At 55.1% G+C, this 18,736-nt stretch carries 15 protein-coding genes and 1 riboswitch; of the genes, 6 read left to right on the top strand and 9 right to left on the bottom strand.

Annotated features, from left to right (window positions below; all coding sequences use genetic code 11):
- Positions 1–105 precede the first annotated feature (105 nt).
- Both BLW59_RS05365 and BLW59_RS05360 read left to right on the top strand, forming a co-directional pair.
- Positions 106–1,272 (top strand): exonuclease SbcCD subunit D, encoded by a 1,167-nt coding sequence (locus tag BLW59_RS05365; protein ID WP_074696786.1) that lies wholly within the window; start codon positions 106–108, stop codon positions 1,270–1,272.
- Positions 1,269–4,115: an AAA family ATPase gene (locus BLW59_RS05360; protein WP_074696784.1), complete on the top strand. Its 2,847-nt coding sequence runs from the start codon at positions 1,269–1,271 to the stop codon at positions 4,113–4,115. Before BLW59_RS05365 ends, BLW59_RS05360 begins: the two co-directional genes overlap by 4 nt.
- Positions 4,116–4,163: 48 nt before the next feature.
- Here the strand turns inward: BLW59_RS05360 and ilvA are convergent, their stop codons facing one another.
- Both ilvA and BLW59_RS17955 read right to left on the bottom strand, forming a co-directional pair.
- Positions 4,164–5,432 (bottom strand): threonine ammonia-lyase, encoded by a 1,269-nt coding sequence (ilvA, locus tag BLW59_RS05355; RefSeq protein ID WP_074696782.1) that lies wholly within the window; start codon positions 5,430–5,432, stop codon positions 4,164–4,166.
- Positions 5,433–5,525: 93 nt separating this feature from the next.
- Positions 5,526–6,221, bottom strand: coding sequence for an HI0074 family nucleotidyltransferase substrate-binding subunit (locus tag BLW59_RS17955; protein ID WP_217634606.1), 696 nt, complete (start codon positions 6,219–6,221; stop codon positions 5,526–5,528).
- A gap of 137 nt (positions 6,222–6,358) precedes the next feature.
- Here BLW59_RS17955 and BLW59_RS05340 point away from each other — a divergent pair, with 137 nt between their 5' ends.
- Together BLW59_RS05340 and BLW59_RS05335 are read left to right on the top strand one after the other, a co-directional pair.
- Entirely contained in the window at positions 6,359–6,886 is a 528-nt protein-coding gene (locus BLW59_RS05340) for a universal stress protein (RefSeq protein WP_074696779.1), read from the top strand.
- Positions 6,887–7,111: 225 nt separating this feature from the next.
- A complete protein-coding gene (locus BLW59_RS05335; RefSeq protein ID WP_029540783.1) occupies positions 7,112–7,531 on the top strand; it encodes a universal stress protein in 420 nt (139 codons plus the stop codon).
- Positions 7,532–7,611: 80 nt separating this feature from the next.
- On the opposite strand, the gene BLW59_RS05330 is transcribed toward BLW59_RS05335, so the two are convergent.
- From BLW59_RS05330 to BLW59_RS05315, 4 genes are all read right to left on the bottom strand, one after another.
- Entirely contained in the window at positions 7,612–8,175 is a 564-nt protein-coding gene (locus BLW59_RS05330; RefSeq protein WP_074696777.1) for a peptide-methionine (S)-S-oxide reductase, read from the bottom strand.
- Between the two features lies 1 nt (position 8,176).
- Complete coding sequence (gene meaB / locus BLW59_RS05325) at positions 8,177–9,367, bottom strand: methylmalonyl Co-A mutase-associated GTPase MeaB (RefSeq protein WP_074696775.1); 1,191 nt, start codon at positions 9,365–9,367, stop codon at positions 8,177–8,179.
- Positions 9,368–9,528: 161 nt separating this feature from the next.
- Positions 9,529–11,730, bottom strand: coding sequence for a methylmalonyl-CoA mutase (gene scpA, locus BLW59_RS05320; RefSeq protein ID WP_139283553.1), 2,202 nt, complete (start codon positions 11,728–11,730; stop codon positions 9,529–9,531).
- Complete coding sequence (locus BLW59_RS05315) at positions 11,727–13,919, bottom strand: methylmalonyl-CoA mutase family protein (RefSeq protein ID WP_074696771.1); 2,193 nt, start codon at positions 13,917–13,919, stop codon at positions 11,727–11,729. The genes scpA and BLW59_RS05315 overlap by 4 nt, the downstream gene beginning before the upstream one ends.
- Before the next feature lie 170 nt (positions 13,920–14,089).
- Positions 14,090–14,439, bottom strand: a riboswitch (cobalamin riboswitch).
- Positions 14,440–14,769: 330 nt separating this feature from the next.
- On the opposite strand from BLW59_RS05315, the gene BLW59_RS05310 reads away from it, so the two are divergent.
- Both BLW59_RS05310 and BLW59_RS05305 read left to right on the top strand, forming a co-directional pair.
- Positions 14,770–15,138, top strand: coding sequence for an FAD-dependent oxidoreductase (locus BLW59_RS05310; protein WP_074696769.1), 369 nt, complete (start codon positions 14,770–14,772; stop codon positions 15,136–15,138).
- 31 nt (positions 15,139–15,169) lie between these two features.
- On the top strand, positions 15,170–15,844 hold the full coding sequence (locus BLW59_RS05305) for a hypothetical protein (RefSeq protein ID WP_074696767.1): 675 nt from the start codon (positions 15,170–15,172) through the stop codon (positions 15,842–15,844).
- A gap of 76 nt (positions 15,845–15,920) precedes the next feature.
- Here the strand turns inward: BLW59_RS05305 and nrdG are convergent, their stop codons facing one another.
- The 3 genes from nrdG to BLW59_RS05290 all read right to left on the bottom strand — a co-directional run bounded on the left by nrdG (position 15,921) and on the right by BLW59_RS05290 (position 18,648).
- A complete protein-coding gene (gene nrdG, locus BLW59_RS05300) occupies positions 15,921–16,445 on the bottom strand; it encodes an anaerobic ribonucleoside-triphosphate reductase activating protein (protein WP_074696765.1) in 525 nt (174 codons plus the stop codon).
- 31 nt (positions 16,446–16,476) lie between these two features.
- Positions 16,477–16,764 carry an anaerobic ribonucleoside-triphosphate reductase gene (gene nrdD, locus BLW59_RS05295; RefSeq protein WP_029540800.1) on the bottom strand — a complete coding sequence of 96 codons (288 nt, stop codon included), beginning with the start codon at positions 16,762–16,764 and terminating at the stop codon, positions 16,477–16,479.
- Positions 16,765–17,109: 345 nt separating this feature from the next.
- On the bottom strand, positions 17,110–18,648 hold the full coding sequence (locus BLW59_RS05290) for an L-lactate permease (RefSeq protein WP_074696763.1): 1,539 nt from the start codon (positions 18,646–18,648) through the stop codon (positions 17,110–17,112).
- Positions 18,649–18,736 lie beyond the last annotated feature (88 nt).

Raw genomic sequence — 18,736 nt, 5'->3', positions numbered from 1 at the left:
TCTGAAGGGGCTGGCGCAAAAGCCGGTCCTTTTCATTTGCCTGCAGATAAATGCGAACAAAAGTGCTATAATATTGCCTATCAGCAAGCACAGGAGGCAAACCGCATGAAATTTTTCCATCTCTCTGACCTGCATATCGGTCTGAAACTTATGAACCATGACCTCAGCCATGACCAGGCATATATATTGGATAAGATCATTGAGTCTGCCAGGGAAAGGCAGCCCGAGGCCCTCATCATAGCCGGGGACATCTACGACAAGTCCGTCCCCTCAGCAGAGGCAGTAGCCCTTTTCGACAGATTCATCACAGAACTTTCCCATGCCCTGCCCCAAATGGAAATCATGCTGATTTCCGGCAACCATGACAGCGCCCAGCGGGTGAACGCATTCCGCTCACTGCTCTCCGACCATCACCTGCACATGATTGGCCTGCCTCCCTTGGAACCAGAGGAACACATCGAGAAAATCACCCTCACTGACAAATACGGCCCGGTGCATTTCTACCTGCTGCCCTTCGTGAAGCCCTCCATGGTCAAGGCCATCACCGGCACCGATGAAAATGGCACGAACCTGACCTATGATGCCGCCCTCCACGCCTTGATAGGACGGGAAAACATAGATCCGACGGCCCGCAATGTACTGGTAAGCCATCAGTTCTATCTCTCCACTGGCAAGAGCGCCGCTGACATTCCCAGAGCAGACTCGGAAATCGTCACCGTGGGCAATATCGACTCCGTCAAGGGAGATATCCTGGAGCGCTTCGACTATGCGGCTCTCGGCCATATCCACCAGCCCATGCAGCTGAACGGCAAGGACTGCTACCGCTACTGCGGCACGCCCCTGCCCTGCTCTGTCAGCGAGGCAGGGCAGGCGAAGGGCATTGTTGAAGTCGAACTTGAAGCAAAGGGCACGGTCAGGACTTCCGTTATCCCTCTCAAGCCCCTCCACGATGTCCGCAAAATAAAAGGCAAACTGGCCGAAGTGCTCTCTGCCCCTTCGGAAGACTATGTGAGCATCACCCTGACGGACGAAAATGACCTGGACGTCTTTGATATGCAGGACCGTCTCAGCGCCGCCTTCCCTAACCTGCTGGAAGTGCGCCGCAACACCCGCCACAGCGCCGACTATGAAGCCGGACTTGCACCTCAGGAAAGCCTCTCCCCCTTCCAGCTCTGCCAATCTTTCCTCAGTGACCTGGCCCCGGAGGACGAGGCCCTGCTGGCAGAAATAATCAACAGCGTACAGCATAGCGCCAGGGAGGCTAAGATATGAAACCCATCAAACTGACCCTGCAGGCCTTTGGCTCCTACGGGACAAAAACTGAGATTGACTTCACAGCCCCCCGGCAGAACCTCTTTCTCATCACTGGTGACACCGGCGCAGGCAAGACCACCATCTTCGATGCCCTGGTCTTTGCCCTCTACGGGGAAAACAGCTCCAATAACAATAAAAAAGCCAGCACCGATATGCAAAGCCAGTATATCGGCAGGGAAGTCACCCCTTTTGTGGAGCTGACTTTCAGCGAGCTTAACGGAGGACATGAAGATAGGTACACAGTCCGCCGCGTCCCCCACCACTTCCGCAAGCGTCTGCGGGGCAAGGGTGAGGATATTGAAACTAAGGAAGAAATCACCCTGACCCTGCCCGATGGCAGCGACTTCCTTGGCAAGATCAACGAAATCAACGCCAAACTGCAGGAAATCGTAGGGCTCACCAAGGAGCAATTCATGCAGGTGGGCATGATTGCCCAGGGAGAGTTCATGGAACTCTTGCGACTGGACTCCTCCAAGAAAAAGGAAATCTTCCGCCGCCTCTTCGGCACGGAAATCTTCGATGCCATTGTAAATGAACTGCGCTTGCGCAATAGCAGCATGCAGGGAGAAATGAATGACCTCCTGCAAAACTGCCAGAGCCGGGCAGAGGATATCTGCCTGCCCAAAGACCTCACCCTGGAAAATCCCCTGCCGGAACTCAAAGCAAGAGTGCTGGACAAGAAGAACAAGCCCAACATCGCAGAGCTGGAAAAGCTGGCAGAAGAACTTGCTGCCCTTACAGACAAGCAGCATAACGAGCTGGACGAAATAACCAAGTCCTGGGAAGACACCACCAGGAAGCGGGACGAGATAAACTCCCAGCTGGCCAAAGCTCAGGAACTGGAGAAAGCCTACCGACAGCTGGACAATATTTCGGGTCAGGAAACAACAAAAGAGGAATTGCTGGCAAGACTGGAAAGCAGCACAAGGACAGCAGAGGAAAACGAAAAATCTGCCCAGACTGCCGCCCAAGCCTCCCTGGCTGTCTATACCGCCACAAAAACAAAAGTGGAAGCCGCCCTCAGCCAGTTGGCAGAACTTGAAAACACCCAGAAATTGCTGACAAGCACTAAAGCGCAGCTTGAGGGTGCAGAGAAAAAGCTCCATGAAACAAAAACAGCACAATCAGACTACACAGCTAGAATAAACAGCTGGCAGCAACAGATTACAGCCCTCCCGGAAATCACGAAAAAGCTGGAACGCGCCCGGGAGCAGCAGAGAAAGACCCAGGACTGGGAAAAAAAGCGGCTGAGCCTGCTTGACCTGCAAGCCAGGCTGACCACTGCCACCCAAAAAACTGCCGCCGCCCAGTCAGCCTATCTGGCACAGAAAAAGGTGTACCAGGAGAAGCTGGATTCATACCACAGGGAGCATCAGTGCTTCCTTGACGCCCAGGCCGGCGTGCTGGCCCAGAGCCTCAAAGATGGCTCTCCCTGCCCAGTATGCGGTTCCCTTAAGCACCCTCATCCCCACCAATTCGACCAGCAGGACAAGCCCTTGGAACGCCATGAACTGGAACTATTGCAAGCGAAAGCAGCCGAACTGAACAATCTGCAGATAGAGGCCTCCAATCGAGCCCAGAAGGAAAAAACTGCCAAACAGGCGCTGGAAGAGCAGTTCAGCTCACAACTCAAAGAACTTTGCGAAAACCTGCACCAGCAGGCCAAGCTCATTGTCCCGGAAGATAACCCCCTCTCCTTTATAGAAGCCAGCCTGAAAAAATGGCAGAATCAAATAGCCGCCAAGCTGCAGGAATTGACCAAACAGGAAAATGACCTGACAGCCATACAGCAGGCCCTCTCCCAAAGCAGCGAAAAACTGCAGAAACTGCAGGAAGCCGCCGACCAAGCCGCAGAAAACAAGCAGAAGGCCGAGGGCGAAGTCCGGGCACTGGAGGGAAAGAGCAAGACTCTCCAAGCTCAGCAAACGTACCCTGACAGCCAGGCAGCCCGAGCCGAGCTAGCCGGCGCGGAAAGCACTCAAAAAGCATCCCAAGACAAACTGCAGGAGGCCCAAAGGGCCAGCCAGTCAGCCCAGGCTGCCCTGCAGCAGGCAAAAACCATCATAGCCACCCTTGGCAATGCTCCCCGTCCGGATATGGAAGGGATAGCCGCCAGCCAGCAGGAGATAAATGCCCTTTGGCAAATGCAGAACAGCAAGCAGCAGCATTTGCGGGATATGCTGAGCCGGAACGAAGCAGTGACCAAATATCTGAAAAGGAATCTTTCCGCCCGCCAGGACAAACTCCAAGAAGCCGCCTCTCTGGAAAGTCTCTACAACCGACTGTCCGGAAAAATCAGCGGCAGCCGCATGGACATCGAAACCTTCGTCCAGCGCCACTACCTGAGCCAGATTCTCATAGCCGCCAACCGACGCTTTGCCGAAATGTCAGCTGGACAGTTTGAACTGCGGCTCATGCCCATTGAGGATGCAGGCCAGGGAAAAAACCGTGGCCTTGACCTGCGGGTCTACTCCACCGTCACCGGCCAGGAACGGGACATCCGCACCCTCTCCGGCGGCGAGTCCTTCATGGCCGCCCTATCTCTTGCTCTCGGCCTCTCCGACCAGATTCAGGCCAACACCTCTGCCATCAATCTGGACATCATGTTCATAGACGAGGGCTTCGGCTCCCTGGACGATCACGCCAGAAGCCAGGCCATAAAAGTTCTCAAACGCCTCTCCGGCGGTGACAAGCTCATCGGCATCATCAGCCATGTGACAGAACTCAAGCAGGAAATGGACAACCAGCTCCTGGTCACCAAGGACGAACACGGCAGCCACGCCCAGTGGCAGATAAGCTGAAAAAGGGGACTGACCAAATTCCGGTCAGTCCCCTTTGCCTTTCAAGCTTCAATAAACCCTGCTGATTTCAAACCCATTCTTCTCCAGGGCCTTCACAATCCGCTGGATATGTTCCTCATTGTGAGTCTCACAGGTCACGGTCAGCTGCACCTTCTTGAAGGAATCCGTCACCATGGCCTGGTTGTGGTCCAGCTTGATGACATTGGCATTCTCATCCGTGAGAATCTGCGCCACCTTCAGGAGCTGGCCCGGCTTGTCCGGCAACTGCACAGCGAAGGCGAATACACGGCCACGGGCGATTAGGGCCTTGTCTATGAGGGCAGAAATAGTGGAAATGTCGATATTGCCGCCGCTGACGATAGGCACTACCTTCTTGCCCTTGAGGCTCTCAGGCAGCTTGTCAAGGCCGGCCAGAGCCAGCACCCCCGCCCCCTCGGCAATGAGCTTGTGCTTCTCAATGAGGGAAAGCAGTGCGCCCATGATTTCCATTTCAGACACGGTGATGATGCCATCCAGATATTTCTTGCAGAACTCATAGGTGAGCGTCCCTGCCGTCTTCACGGCACAGCCATCAGCCACCGTATCGGCACTGGGCAGGGTCACGATCTTGCCCTGCTGCTGAGCTGCCTGCATGCAGGCGGCATTCTCCGGCTCCACGCCGTAGACCTTCACATGGGGAGCAGCCAGCTTCGTAGCCAGGGCCACCCCGGAGGCAAAGCCGCCGCCGCCGATGGGCACCAGGATAGCATCCACATCCTTCAGGTCCTGCACGATTTCCAGAGCCGTAGTGCCCTGTCCCAGAAGCACCTGCAGGTCATTGAAGGGATGCACATACACATAGCCGTGCTTCTTCTGCAGTTCCAGGCTGTGAGCATAGGCATCATCAAAGCCATCACCAAAGAGCACAACTTCTGCCCCCAGCGCCTTGGTGCCCTCGACTTTGAGGATAGGCGTGGTGGCCGGCATGCAGATGACCGCCTTCACACCCAGCTTCTGGGCGGCATAGGCCACCCCTTGGGCATGATTGCCAGCGGAAGCGGTGATAACCCCGCGCTTCCTCTCTTCCTCACTGAGCTGGCTGATCTTGTTGTAAGCCCCACGCAGCTTGAATGCCCCCGTATGCTGCAGATTCTCCGGCTTCATATAGACATCGCAGCCAGATATTTCAGAGAAGAAATCACTGTGGACAAGCTCCGTATGCCGGGCTACTCCCTCCAGCTGCTGGGCTGCTTTATACACATCGGCAATGGTGGTATTCGCCACTACATCTGCCTCGCTCTTTTTGACAACCTTTTCCTGCTGTTCCTCTTTCGACATTATGACGGCCCCCTGTTTTACAATGTTACACCTTTTCGTTCATTAAAGTGTAACATCAGAGAGGACGCTTTGTCAATCAGAAACAGGCACACATTACGCAGAGATATTTCTCAACCGTTCTTCCAGCTTATCCCGCAGTTCCTGCAAACCTCCCACATACTTATCAAATATAGCCTGCAGCACCACCTGTGCTTTCTCTTCATCATATACATGGATAGCCACATTCCTGTTTTTCAGCATTTCCAGCCATACCTTCTCATCTGTCAGCCACCCTAGTCCATAAGCTGCCTTGAATATTTCCCTAGGCGAGCCAGTGGCTGCTTCTGCCACACCGTACAAGGTCAGTACCTCTTTCAATGCCTTCCAGGCCAGTTCAAAAGTGAGGTTGAACTGGCCAATGACTCCCATACGGTAGATTTCGTTCCTTGACGTCATTTCCATATCCACTTGTTCAAGAACCTTCAAGCAGTCTGCGAATGCCTGATATTTTTTCATCTCTCCGCCCAATTCATACATATCTATCCCATCCCTATCTATCTCTTTCTGCAATTCAGCAGAAATTCCCTCATCCAAATTGACTACATCAAAGGAGAGCAAAGTATCGGTATTATCTTCCACCTCAAGGGAAAACCCCAGCACATCTCCGCCTGCCACCGCTAAATCTATATCACTGCGAGGGTGATTTGTCCCCCGTGCCCGTGAGCCAAAAAGCAATAACTTCTCTATCTTATACTTTCTGGCCAGTGTTACAATTTCCCTCACCAATCTATCAGGTATATCCAGCTTCATTATTTCACCTGCGCTTCCCAGTATCTACAATGTTTCTTTGCCATCATCATAACTAAAAGCAAGAAAACTTTCAAGCTCTGGAGGGTTTTTCCCCTCTTAGCACGAATATCTCAAGTAAACAACAAGGGGGAATGTCCATGAAAAGAAAAAGAATCCTGGTACCGGTGGACGGCTCGGAGGGTTCGGCCCAGGCCGTCAGCCTGGCAGGAGATTTGGCACTTTCCACCGGCTGTACCTTGGACATACTCCATGTTTCCTACTTCGACAGCAAGACAGACAGTCAGGCAGACAGCTGGCTGCCTGAGGAAGTGGCCGGTGCCGTAGGCTACCAGCAGCAGGAAGTGCTGGACAGGGCACGGAAGAGCCTGCCTGAGGGGTTGTCGGCTGATTTTCACCTGCGCACAGGGAATCCCGTAGAAGAAATCCTGCGCTTCGCCCACCAGCAGCAGGACTGGCTCATTGTGGTGGGAGGCAGAGGCCTGGGAGCCGTGGAAGGTTTCCTCATGGGCAGCATCAGCCAGCAGCTACTGGAAGAATCCCCCGTGTCGGTACTGATTGCCAGGAATCCGAAGGATGTGCCCCATAGGGAAGAAAGCATGTTCTCAAGTTTTTCCCAATTGACGGATCTGGTGAAGAAATCCCTTCCCCCATTGAACCGCAAATAGCTACAGGCTATTTCTATTGTATATTCAGTGAGTGAGGGACACAGGCACAGCATAAGCGCAACGTGTGGAATTTTACCATGAATCTTAGCGAACACAAGCGACGCTCTGCAAAGCAGAGCTAGTGCAGTGCGAGCTTAGATTCCATGGTAAAATTCCAAGTGAAGCGTTGCTGTGCCTGTGCCCCGAACGCCTTAGAATGTCAAATCAAGTCAGGAGGTCTTTTATATGGAAATCAAAAACATTCTGGTGCCCGTAGACGGCTCCGAAGGCTCTGACCGCGCTATCACCCATGCCATCTCCATGGCAGAGGTCTGCAATGCCAAATTGAACTTCCTATATGTGGCCAACATCAACCAGCTGGCCATCAACGCGTGTCTCTCCGACGCCATCCTGGAAGCCGTCACCAAGGCCGGCAACGTCATCCTTGACCGGGCCATGGAAATGGTGCCCTCGGGCATCGCGAAGGAAGCCTTCTCAGAGACGGGCTCTCCTGCTGTGGTCATCCTGGACTTTGCCACCAGCAACAACGCCGACCTCATCGTCATGGGCAGCCGTGGCCTGGGCATCGTCAAAGGCGTGCTTCTGGGCAGCGTCAGCCAGTACATCGTAGAGCAGGCCAAGTGCCCCGTACTGGTAGTCAAATAGCTCCCCCATAATACCATTTTCCCATAGAGAAAGCCCGGCCAATCGGCCGGGCTTTCGCGTTGCCTGTGTAATTGCAGCTTTCAGAACTTCAGATACTCTCTCAGCTTTGGGAAGTCGATGAAGCTCTTTTCTTCCGGGTGCTTCTCAAAGTAGTGCTGATGCTCCTCCTCTGCCCTTTGGAAATTTCTCAAGGGCAGGGCCAGAGCATGACATTGGCGGGCCAGCTTGGGATTGCTGTTGGGGTCATTAAGGGTCAGCCCCCCTTCACTCACCGCCGAAGGCTTGCCCCGGCTGGCAATGAAATTCAGGTGCAGCTGCACCTGTGGCTCGTCCTCACCGGAGGCGTAGAACACGCCTGCCCGGTACTGCTCCCCCCTGGCTTCCCCCTGGCCGTCAGGCACATAGGGATTCACCACGGCAAAAAGCACATCCATCAGCTGGGACAGGTCCGTTTTCTTGGGGTTGAAAGTTACTTCCACCCCCATATAGGCACGGGCAGTGCCAGAGGAAACGGACTCAAAGTCTGTCTCCCCTTCACCGTTGATATAGCCTGTGCAGGTATCTGTCACGCCCGGCAAACTCCTGAATACCTCCTGCAGTTCGTGGAAGTCTCCCCCGGAAAAATAGATTTTCTTGGTATACATCTCACTTCTCCTTTTCCGGGTGGAAGAGATCCACCTGCCGCATGGCGGCCCGCTTCACATCAAAGAGGTTGATGAGCTCTGCCACTGCCTGGGTGGGTGACACCACACCTTGCAGCACAGCCTCCCGTATTTCCGGCATGCGGCCTGTCACCACTGCATCCTCAAAGAAGAGGTTGTGCAGATGCTCGTCAATCATGCTGTGCATCCAGTCCAGCAGCTGCCCATCACGGCGCTTCTGCCAGACACCGCTTTCGGTGGTCATCTTCTGAAAAGCCTGAATGACCTCCCACAGTTCCTTCAGCCCTGTCTTTTCCAAAGCGGAGCACAGGTAAGCATGGGTGGGCCAGCCCGGAGTAGCAGGGCGGATGTACTCTATCATGCGCTCATACTGTCCCCGGGACACCTGGGCCTTGGTCAGGTTGTCGCCATCAGCCTTGTTGATGACGATGGCATCTGCCAGTTCCATGATGCCCTTCTTGATGCCCTGCAGCTCATCACCCGCCCCTGTCAGCACCACCAGCAGGAAGAAATCCACCATGGAGCGTACAGTCGTTTCCGACTGGCCTACGCCTACAGTTTCGATGATGATCACATCATAGCCCGCCGCCTCACACATGAGCATGGTCTCCCGGCTCTTGCGGGCCACGCCCCCCAAAGTCCCCCCTGCGGGGGAAGGGCGGATAAAGGCCTCAGGCCTCCTGGACAGGGTCCCCATCCGGGTCTTGTCTCCCAGTATGGAGCCCTTGGTGACGGAACTGGTGGGGTCAACGGTGAGCACCGCCACCCTGTGGCCTGCATCGCAGAGCATGTTGCCGAAGGCCTCTATCATGGTGCTCTTGCCCGCCCCCGGCACGCCGGTGATACCGATGCGCAGGGCCTTGCCTGTCCTGGGCAGCAGCCTCTGCAGCACCCGCTGGGCCTTGGCAAAGTGCCTGGGGCTGTTGCTCTCAATAAGGGTGATGGCCCTGGAAAGGGTCATGCGGTCTCCCTTAGCGACCCCTTCCACATAGTCATCCTCAGACATTATCATCTTCCGCTTGGGCTTCAGCTTCCCGCTGGCCAGAGCAGGATTGATATTGCCCACGGTAGTGTCCTTGATGCCGTCAATGCCGCTCATGACGGAACAGGCGAATTTGTCATTCTTTTCCTCAGGCACCCAGCTTGGCTTACTGGTAGTATATTTTTGCTCCATTAGTTCCTCCTCTCCAAAAGACTATTGTAACGGCGTCCATGGATGGACGCCTCCTGCGGCCCTTCGCGTTTGAGGATCAAACCGGGGCCGCGTTTTCTTTTGGTTCGTTTTCTTTGCGCCAAAGAAAATGAACAGCCGAAACTAAAATAAGCAATCAAAACTTACTCTTCAGCAATTTCTTCTTTGACACGCTCCATCAGCAGAGTCAGCAATTTAATACCTGCCTCGGGAATATTAGTCCCCGGGGCGAAAATTGCCACGGCCCCATGCTCATAGAGGTTGTCATAATCCTGCACGGGAATGACGCCGCCGATGGCCACCATGATATCCTCGCGGCCCAGCTTCTTGAGCTCCTCAACCAGCTGCGGCAGCAGGGTATTGTGGCCTGCTGCCAGGGAACTAAACCCTACCATGTGCACATCGTTGTCCACTGCATCCTGGGCGGTCTCGGCAGGAGTCTGGAACAGCGGCCCCACATCTACATCCCAACCCATGTCCGCAAAGGAAGAAGCGATGACCTTCTGGCCGCGGTCGTGGCCGTCCTGGCCCATCTTGGCCACGAAGATGCGGGGGCGGCGGCCCGTGAGGCGCTCGAACTCGTCAGCCATGCTGCGGGCTTTGTCCAGCTCCGTCTTGTCCGTGAACTCGGAGGAATAGACACCGGAAATGGTGTGAATCACTGCCTGATAGCGGCCCGATACCTTCTCCACCGCATCGGAAATCTCGCCCAAAGAGGCCCGCACACGGGCTGCCTCCACCGCGCATTCCAGAAGGTTCCCGTTATCGCGGGAATCTGCTGCCTTGGTGATAGCTTCCAAGGCCCTGCGCACATCATCATCATTGCGCTCACGACGCAGTTTTTCCAGACGTTCCACCTGGGCATTGCGCACAGCGGTATTGTCGATGGCCAAAATTTCCAGCGGATCTTCCTTTTCCAGACGGTACTTGTTCAGGCCCACGATGGTCTCGTTGCCGGAGTCGATCTGGGCCTGACGGCGGGCAGCCGCCTCCTCGATGCGCATCTTGGGCAGGCCCGTGGAAATAGCCTTGGCCATGCCGCCCAAAGCCTCCACTTCCTGGATATGAGCCCAGGCCCGGCGGATAATCTCGTTGGTAAGGGCTTCCACGTAATAGGAGCCACCCCAGGGATCGATGATCTTGCAGACGCTGGTCTCGTCCTGGATATAGAGCTGGGTATTGCGGGCAATGCGGGCAGAGAAGTCCGTGGGCAGGGCGATAGCCTCATCCAGCGCATTAGTATGCAGGGACTGGGTGTGGCCCAAAGCCGCACCCATGGCCTCCATGGCCGTGCGGGAAATATTGTTGAAAGGATCCTGGGCCGTAAGTGACCAGCCGGAAGTCTGGCTGTGGGTACGGAGGGCCATGGACTTGGGATCCTCTGCCCCGAAGGACTTGACAATCTTGGCCCAGAGCACACGGGCAGCCCGCATCTTGGCCACTTCCATGAAGTAGTTCTTGCCGATGGCCCAGAAGAAGGACAGGCGCTTGGCAAAGGCATCCACCGGCAGGCCTGCCTTGATGCCCGTGCGGATATACTCCAAACCATCTGCAAGCGTATAGCCCAGCTCAATATCTGCCGGCGCCCCCGCTTCCTGCATATGGTAGCCGGAAATGGAAATGCTGTTGAACTTGGGCATGTATTTGGTGGTGTACTCGAAGATATCGCCGATGATGCGCATGGACATCTCAGGCGGATAAATATAGGTGTTGCGCACCATGAACTCTTTGAGTATATCGTTCTGGATGGTGCCTGCCATGATCTTCTTGTCCACGCCCTGCTCCACGCCGGACTGGATAAAGAAGGCCAGGATGGGCAGCACTGCTCCGTTCATGGTCATGGACACAGACATCTGGTCCAGGGGAATGCCGGAGAACAGGATATTCATATCAAGCATGGAGCAGACCGACACGCCGGCTTTGCCCACATCGCCCACTACTCTGGGGTTATCCGCATCGTAGCCGCGGTGGGTGGGCAGGTCAAAGGCGATGGAAAGGCCCTTCTGGCCTGCGGCCAGATTCCTGCGATAGAAGGCATTGGACTCCTCTGCCGTGGAGAAGCCTGCATACTGACGCACCGTCCAGGGACGGAAGACGTACATGGTGGAGTAAGGCCCACGCAGGCAGGGAGGAATGCCGCTGGCAAAGTCCAGATGGTTCATATGGTTATATTCGTCATGGCCATAGAGGGGCTTCACGGGCACATGCTCCATGGTGCGGCGGGTGAGAGCCTCAAACTCCGCCCCGGCCTGGGCCTCGAAAAGCTTCTTCCAGTCCCCTGCCGCCCCCTGGGGAGCATCTTTCAGGCTTATCTGGGTGAAATCAGGATTTGTGTAAGCCATTATGCAATCATCCCTTTCTTCTTCTGCAGGAGCTGCAGGATCTGGTAGCAGTTGGCACGAACGTGGATGTACTCATCAATGCCCGCCTGGTTGTAGGTTTCCAGCATATCCTGGGGAGCAGCCCCGGCCAGGAATACCGTGGCCTTGGGCAGCACCTCATGGAGCTTCGGCGCCAGGGCTGGCACAATCTCGGGATAGGTGGCATCGGTAGAGCAGATGACCACGGCGTCTGCCCCGGACTCCTTGGCAGCCTGGGCCGCTTCCTCCACAGTCTGGAAGCCGTTGTTGCCCAGCACCTCAAAGGCGCCCACCTGCAGGAACCCCGTGGTGAAGTCAGCCCTGGCCTTGTGCTGGGGGATGGGGCCCATATTGGCCAAGAAGATCTTCACATTATCATCATGCTCAGCCTTGAAACCCTCCGTCAGCTTCCGCAAAGCCTCAAAGCGCTCGCTCCAGCGGTGGGGCTCGATGGCTTTCACCTGTTCCTCACCCTTGGCCCCGCCATGGAGGGCTTCTGCCAGTTCCTCAATGGTGGCGCCGGCGCAGGCAGCAGCTATGGCAGCTTCCGTCACTCCAGCCTTGGCAGAGGAAAGCTCAGCCAGCTTTTCTTCTTTGAACTGCTCATCAATATCGGCCAGATAGCTTTCCACCTCAGCCTTGCGCTGTTGCTTGATTTCTTCCACATCTTCGGGACGCGGGTCAAGCAAAGTCTCCGTCATGTTGGGATACATATTGTTGCCTACGATACGGTCCTTGCGGGTCTCGGCTGCCTTGAAACGGGCGCTCAGGACGCTGGCAATCTCCTCCTGGGGATAGCCCTCCTGCAGAGCCTTCAGGATACCGCCCTTGGCCTCTATCTTCTGGAATTCCTCCCAGATTTTTTCTTTCATCTGCTTGGTAAGTGTCTCCACCGCCCAGGAACCGCCGGCAGGGTCAATGGGCTGCAAGAGGCCGAATTCCTCCTGCAGGATGATCTGCACATTGCGGGCAATGCGACGGGAGAACTCGTCACCCTTGCGGATAGGCTCGTCAAAGGGGCTGCTCTCGAAGGAATCAATGCCTCCTACTACCCCTGAGAAGATTTCCGTGGTATTGCGAAGCATATTGACGTAGGGGTCATAGACAGTCTTGAAGAACAGGGCGGGCTTGGCATGAATGTGCATGCGCCTTGCCTCCTGGCTGCCGCCAAAGGCTTCAACAATCTGCGCCCAGAGGGGACGCAGGGCCCTGAGCTTGGCAATCTGCAGGAAGAAATTGGCCCCCATGGAGAAGCCGAAGACAATCTGCTTCGCCGCCTCGTCGATAGTCAGCCCTCTGTCCATCAGCGCCCGCAGATAAGCCACCGCCATGGCAAGGGCATAGGCAGCCTCCTGCACATCATTGGCACCGCCCCGGCTGAATACATCACTGCGGACAAAGACCGTGGCAAGGCCCGGCGCGTTTTCCTTAGCCCACTTGGCGGCTTCCGCCATCTCATCATAGAGCTTGTCCAAAGAAGCAGGCAGTTCCCCTTCTTCAACCAAAGCCCCCAGGGGATTTGCTCCCACAAAGCCCTTGAGCTGCTTCAAGTCTGTACCAGAGGACTTCAAGGCCCCAACTGCCAGAGCCAGCATAGGCAGAGCCGTAGCCCCGGCATAGATATAGAGGGGGTACTTGTCCAGCTTCAGCCCCTCCAGCAGGGTATGCACATCATCAAGGGTGGTCAGGGACACGCCCTCATCACCGGGGGTCTCCGCCTTTCTCACATCCCTGGCAGCCAGGGTGGCCTTGTCCAGGCGGATATTGTAGACCGTGGAACCCTTCTCCTGCTCATGGCGCAGCAGCTCATTGTTTTCCTTGGGGCTGGTCTCATCGCAGGACTGGGCAATGCCCCAGGGCCTCCCAACATAGCCGCTGGGCTGTGCCCCCCTGAGATAATCCCCCATGCCGGGGAACTCCCCCTTGGGCAGGATATCTTCCGTATCCTTGCGGAAGTACATGGGGTCGAAGGTAATGCCCTCATAGGTCTTGGTATACATTTTCTTCTCAAAGGGTGCACCCTTCAAGAGAGTGATGCAGGCCTCCTTCCACTCCTCATAGGTGGGAGGAGTGAATTCATCCAGTGGCACATCGGGAAAGTCCGTCTGCTGCTCGGCCTTTTTCAGGATAGCCTGAAGGTCGAGCTCGCCGCTTTTTTCCAGCTCGTTGCTCATACTGCAGCCTCCTTGTGTGATTTGTGAAACCCAACAGAAAAGGCAACCCACCTGCAAGCGCGCAGACGGATTGCCTAAAAATGGCCACAGCAAAAAAGCCCTAAGCCCAATCCCCTACCCATCGCTCGCAGGCACATAAGGGAACCAGGCACGATGCTTCGGCTCTCTTATACGGTGATGACAGAACAGGCAGTTCTCCTGGCTCGGCTTCATGGCCCTGCACGCCTTCCCAAGGTAAGCATATCTACCCCAGTGACATTCATGTGCAGGACTCCACCCTACAGTGGCGGGACCGCTCCGGCTTAGGGCGTGTTGATTAAATGAGCTTTGCCCAGATTTGCGGGGATTGGCTGTCCATTGCAAGGCGACAAACCGGAGGCATAGCGGCGCTATGTCGAGGATTTGTCAACGAAGCAGGGACAGTCAAGACCCGTGAAGATGGGCTGAGCGAATTAATCAACACGCCCCACACCGGATTCCCTATTAAGTACCTAAGTACACCTGTTCCCAACCATATTAAGTTGCTATTTAAATATTATTATCATTTATAATTTTTGTCAATATTCCCTGCTCCATTTCTGAAGTCCCTTTCCTCTTGCCTTTTCTCGGCCCGGCTGCATGATATACATGAGGAAAAGCAGGAAAAACAGGCATGCGGATAGAATAGAACCTCTGTATGAGTGCGATATGATGGAGGTTTGTTTATGGATAAATCATTTGCAATCCCTATATCCAGGCGCAGTTTTATGAAGATGATGGCCTGGCCGCAGCTGGGACAGTGCTCGGCCTCAAAGATGATGCCGCAAGAGTGGAAGCTGTGCCAGAATATCTTGCTTACGTCTAAGATGAAATGTGCGAAGAGGCCGGCGTAAATATCCTTGAGGCGCACCATTTTCCCGATGCTGTCTGCCGCACAGCGTACCCCATCGACATTCACGATGTGAAGTTGGATCTCTTCAAGAAGCTGGAAAAGGGACAGTATTACGAAATCCCCTACCGTGCCTTGGTGACCAACGAAATCTCCAACCTGCTGGTGGTGGGGCGCTGTGCCAGCGGCAGCTTCGCTGCCCAGGCTTCCTTCCGCATCCAGCCCACCTGCATGAGCATGGGCGAGGCAGCAGGCATTGCTGCCGCCTGGGGGCTTTCCAAAGGGATTCCGGTGAACGAAATCAAGTGGGAAGAGATGCCCGAAGAAATGCGTAGTTATGTAAGCAAATAAATCAAAGGAAAAGACTAAGGAGGTCATTATCATGCAAAAGAAAAAAATCGTGGCTGCTGTTGCCATTGCTGCATTCAGCTTCGGCTTTGGCTTTGGGTCCATGGCCCATGCGGAGTTCCGTCCTGCTACTCAGGAAGCCCTTGAGACCCATACGGGGGTGAAAGTAGCTCCCGGTCAGGATTCGTCCGAGGATAAGCTGCCTGCTTCCCAGCGTTTTGTAAGTACAGAAGGAAAAATTCCCTATCAGCTTTGCCTGCCGCGCTGGTATGATTCTGCCAAGACTTACCCCCTGATTGTCGTAGTCAATGATGTGGCCGGGGAAACAGATGAAAAGGCCTTGCTGAAGCAGACGGACGGTGTCACTGCCTGGGCAGATGAACTGGAGAACAACCAACAGTATGCAATCGTGCTGACCATTCAGGGAACGAAGGACTCAGAAGCGCGTGTTGGCCGCCTGTCCAGTACAGAGGGCATGAATACCATCAGGTATATATTGAAGGATGTCCGGCAGAACTACGGTGTCAACAAGGATGCCATTTACGGCATTGGTGAGAATAAAGGCGCCTGGGTGATCCAGCTCATCAATGAAGAACTGCCCAGCTATTTCAAAGCGACCTATCTTGATGAGAATACAGAAGATGGACAGGCAGATAACAAGGCAATCCACGACTGGCTGATGAAGGAAATGGCATCACAGGCAAAATAACATAAAAGGAAGGGGCTGCGTTATCGCAGCCCCTTTTGGGTTGGTCAGATGCGTCAATTCCACGTTCTTGACCACTTTATGCGCTCTGTTCGCTTTCTTCTTCCTGATAGAGAAGCACCAGTCTCTTCTGTTTGCGACTGGCCTTCATGTCTATGATGCGCTGGTTGCGGGACCCCCGGAACATCAGGGTGAGGTCTCGTTCTCCCTCTCTGTACTCCCCATCCACCAGCACATCAACCTCTGAGAGCAGGGCTTCCACCGCCGTATCGTGACGGGCGTGGAGTTCCTGCAGGGTGAAGCCAGTGTAGCTCCAGATGTCAAGCCCTCTGCCGTGGCAGGCACGGGCTATCTCCACCAGCGGTACCGGCTGCATGAAGGGCTCGCCGCCGCTGAAGGTAACCCCCGTCAGCAAGGGATTAGCTTCAATCTCTGCCAGCAGCTCGTCAGTGCTCACGACCCTGCCCCCCTCGAAACACTGGGTTTCTGGGTTGTGGCAGCCGGGACAGCGACGGGGACAGCCCTGGACGAAGATAGTATAACGGAGGCCTTCCCCATCCACGATAGAATCATCTACCGTACCCGCTATGCGAATCTCGCTCATCTCTGCCCCCTCCTCTCTCTATTCTGATGACTCAGTGCCTGACACCATGCTTTACCCGGTCATGCTCCTCAGCCTGCTTGGCATCATTCCAGCGGTCAATAGTGCCCACCAGATAGCCTGTGATGCGGCGGATGCGCTCGAACTTCTGAGGCATCAAGGCGTAGTTAAGCGTCACATTGCCATCACCTGCAGCGGAGATGCAGAGCTTGCCCAGACGGTTCTCGGTATGCTCATTCACATAGTCAATGTAACCCAGGATTTCCTGCTCAGAGACATCCTCCAGACCTTCCACAGTCACATCAATGCCGTTGACTACCATGCTTTGTCACCTGTTCCTTCCACTTGTATTTCATGTATTTTTCATCTCTTGTTGTAAGCAAATTATACAACATCTAGGATTTGCCTGTCAATAACCATACTATATGTGGTATAAATCACAAAACGCCCCCCACCCGCACAGCAAGCGGGCGGAAGGCGTTTTTTAGATTTTTTTCAGAACAAACTGCCCCTGTGTATCGACACAAGTGACACAAACTAACCCCAAGAGAACTCAAACTTCAGCCCATGGATGGGCGTTCCGCGGCCGTTGGCTTTCAAGGATGAAAGGCAAGGCCGCTGTTTCTTTGGTTCGTTTCTTTGCGTCAAAGAAATGAACAGCCGAAACTTATCCAACGAGGGTCTGGCCGAAATACACAATGCACCCCATAACGATGATGAAGGGAATATACACCTTCACCGCGAACTGCAGCAGCTCTCCATCAATGCCCTTGGCACCGATAGCGGCCACGCCGATGGCAATGCTCTGAGGGGAGATCATCTTGCCTGCGCAGGCACCGGTAGCATTGGAAGCCGCAATCCAGGCCTGCACCGTCTCGCTGGCGCCGATAGCCTGGGCAGAACCAGTCTGGAGCTTGCCGAAGAGCACGCAGGAAGAAGTAGCGGAACCGGTGATGAAGGTACCGATGGAGCCGATGAAGGCTGCCACCATGGGATACATGGTGCCGGTGACGGCCACCGCCGTATGAGCCAGCTCCAGGGTCATGCCGCTGTGGTCCATGACCTTGGCAGTGGCGATGACGGTGATGATGGTGACGATGGTGAAGCGCAGGTTCACCACGGTCTTTTTGAGCACGCCCAGCATCTCCCCCATGCCGGCCCCTTGCACGGTGCCGCCGATGAAGGCTGCCAGGAAGATCAGGATGCCGGGGGTATTCACCCAGGTAAAGGTATAGGGAGTGCCGCCCTCGCCGCTGTAGATGAGCACAGAGCTCTTGATAGCAGACAGGGGATCATGGATGCCAGGCACCAGCTTGGAAGTGAGCAGCAGGAACACGAAGATCAGGATGAAGGGCAGCCAGGCCACCAGCCCCTTGCTGGCGGTAACTTCCTCCTCGGTGCCCGTGTGGTCAGGATGCATCTCGTACTCGGGATTATTCACGGGGAACATCTTGGCGCAGGCCACAATGGCGGCCATGGCGCCGATGGAACCGGCCACCACAGCCAGCTCAGGGCCCATGGTGCTGGCAATGAGATACTCAGGAATCAGGAAAGCCAGGCCCGCTGCCAGGCACATGATGCCCATGCCCTTGAGGCCCTTCAGGCCCTCGCCGGACACAATAGTCATGAGGAAGGGGCAAAGGAGGGTAAGAGGAGCCAGCTGCAGGGAAGTGTAGCCGGCCAGAGTAGTGGCATCAATGCCCGTGACACTGCCCAGAGTCACCAGAGGGATGCCGATGGAGCCATAGGCCGTAGGCACAGAGTTGGCGATGAGGCAGACGCCCACAGCCATGACAGGGGGAATGCCGATCCCTGCCAGCATGCCGGCAGGGATGGCGATAGCAGTACCGAAGCCTGCCATGCCCTCCAAAAAGCCGCCGAAGCCCCAGCCGATGAGGAGAATCAGGGCGCGGCGGTCAGAGCTCACCGAGGACAGCATGGACTTGATGACCTCCATGCCCTTGGTGTGTACCACCAGGTTGTAAGTAAAAATCGCTGCGATAATGACCAGAAGGATTGGCCAGCACGCAAGTGCCACGCCATCCAGGGCGGCCTCCGCCGCCAATTTGCCATCGAGACCAAACATGGTCATGGCTGCCGCAATCGCGATGACGAGAGCTGCCGAGCAAGCCTTATGCGCCGGCATGTGCAGTACAGACAGGGCGATAACCAGCCAGAGAATCGGTGAGAGTGCTATGAGAAACAAAGCAATACATCCTTTCTGCTGATATGAAAAATTGATGAATGATATTTAGATTATATAAGTAGGTACTAAGGCTGTCAATGCAAAATCA

Origin of the sequence: Selenomonas sp. KH1T6 (assembly GCF_900108415.1) — a bacterium.
GTDB lineage: Bacteria > Bacillota > Negativicutes > Selenomonadales > Selenomonadaceae > Selenomonas_B > Selenomonas_B ruminantium_A.
Note: the sequence above shows the minus strand (reverse complement) of the source record. Positions and strands in the feature narration are given on the sequence as shown.

Coding starts and splice junctions, on each gene's coding strand:
- BLW59_RS05365 (WP_074696786.1), top strand. CDS start 106: ATGAAATTTTTCCATCTCTCTGACCTGCATATCGGTCTGAAACTTATG.
- BLW59_RS05360 (WP_074696784.1), top strand. CDS start 1,269: ATGAAACCCATCAAACTGACCCTGCAGGCCTTTGGCTCCTACGGGACA.
- ilvA (WP_074696782.1), bottom strand. CDS start 5,432: ATGTCGAAAGAGGAACAGCAGGAAAAGGTTGTCAAAAAGAGCGAGGCA.
- BLW59_RS17955 (WP_217634606.1), bottom strand. CDS start 6,221: ATGAAGCTGGATATACCTGATAGATTGGTGAGGGAAATTGTAACACTG.
- BLW59_RS05340 (WP_074696779.1), top strand. CDS start 6,359: ATGAAAAGAAAAAGAATCCTGGTACCGGTGGACGGCTCGGAGGGTTCG.
- BLW59_RS05335 (WP_029540783.1), top strand. CDS start 7,112: ATGGAAATCAAAAACATTCTGGTGCCCGTAGACGGCTCCGAAGGCTCT.
- BLW59_RS05330 (WP_074696777.1), bottom strand. CDS start 8,175: ATGTATACCAAGAAAATCTATTTTTCCGGGGGAGACTTCCACGAACTG.
- meaB (WP_074696775.1), bottom strand. CDS start 9,367: ATGGAGCAAAAATATACTACCAGTAAGCCAAGCTGGGTGCCTGAGGAA.
- BLW59_RS05315 (WP_074696771.1), bottom strand. CDS start 13,919: ATGAGCAACGAGCTGGAAAAAAGCGGCGAGCTCGACCTTCAGGCTATC.
- BLW59_RS05310 (WP_074696769.1), top strand. CDS start 14,770: ATGTGCGAAGAGGCCGGCGTAAATATCCTTGAGGCGCACCATTTTCCC.
- BLW59_RS05305 (WP_074696767.1), top strand. CDS start 15,170: ATGCAAAAGAAAAAAATCGTGGCTGCTGTTGCCATTGCTGCATTCAGC.
- nrdG (WP_074696765.1), bottom strand. CDS start 16,445: ATGAGCGAGATTCGCATAGCGGGTACGGTAGATGATTCTATCGTGGAT.
- nrdD (WP_029540800.1), bottom strand. CDS start 16,764: ATGGTAGTCAACGGCATTGATGTGACTGTGGAAGGTCTGGAGGATGTC.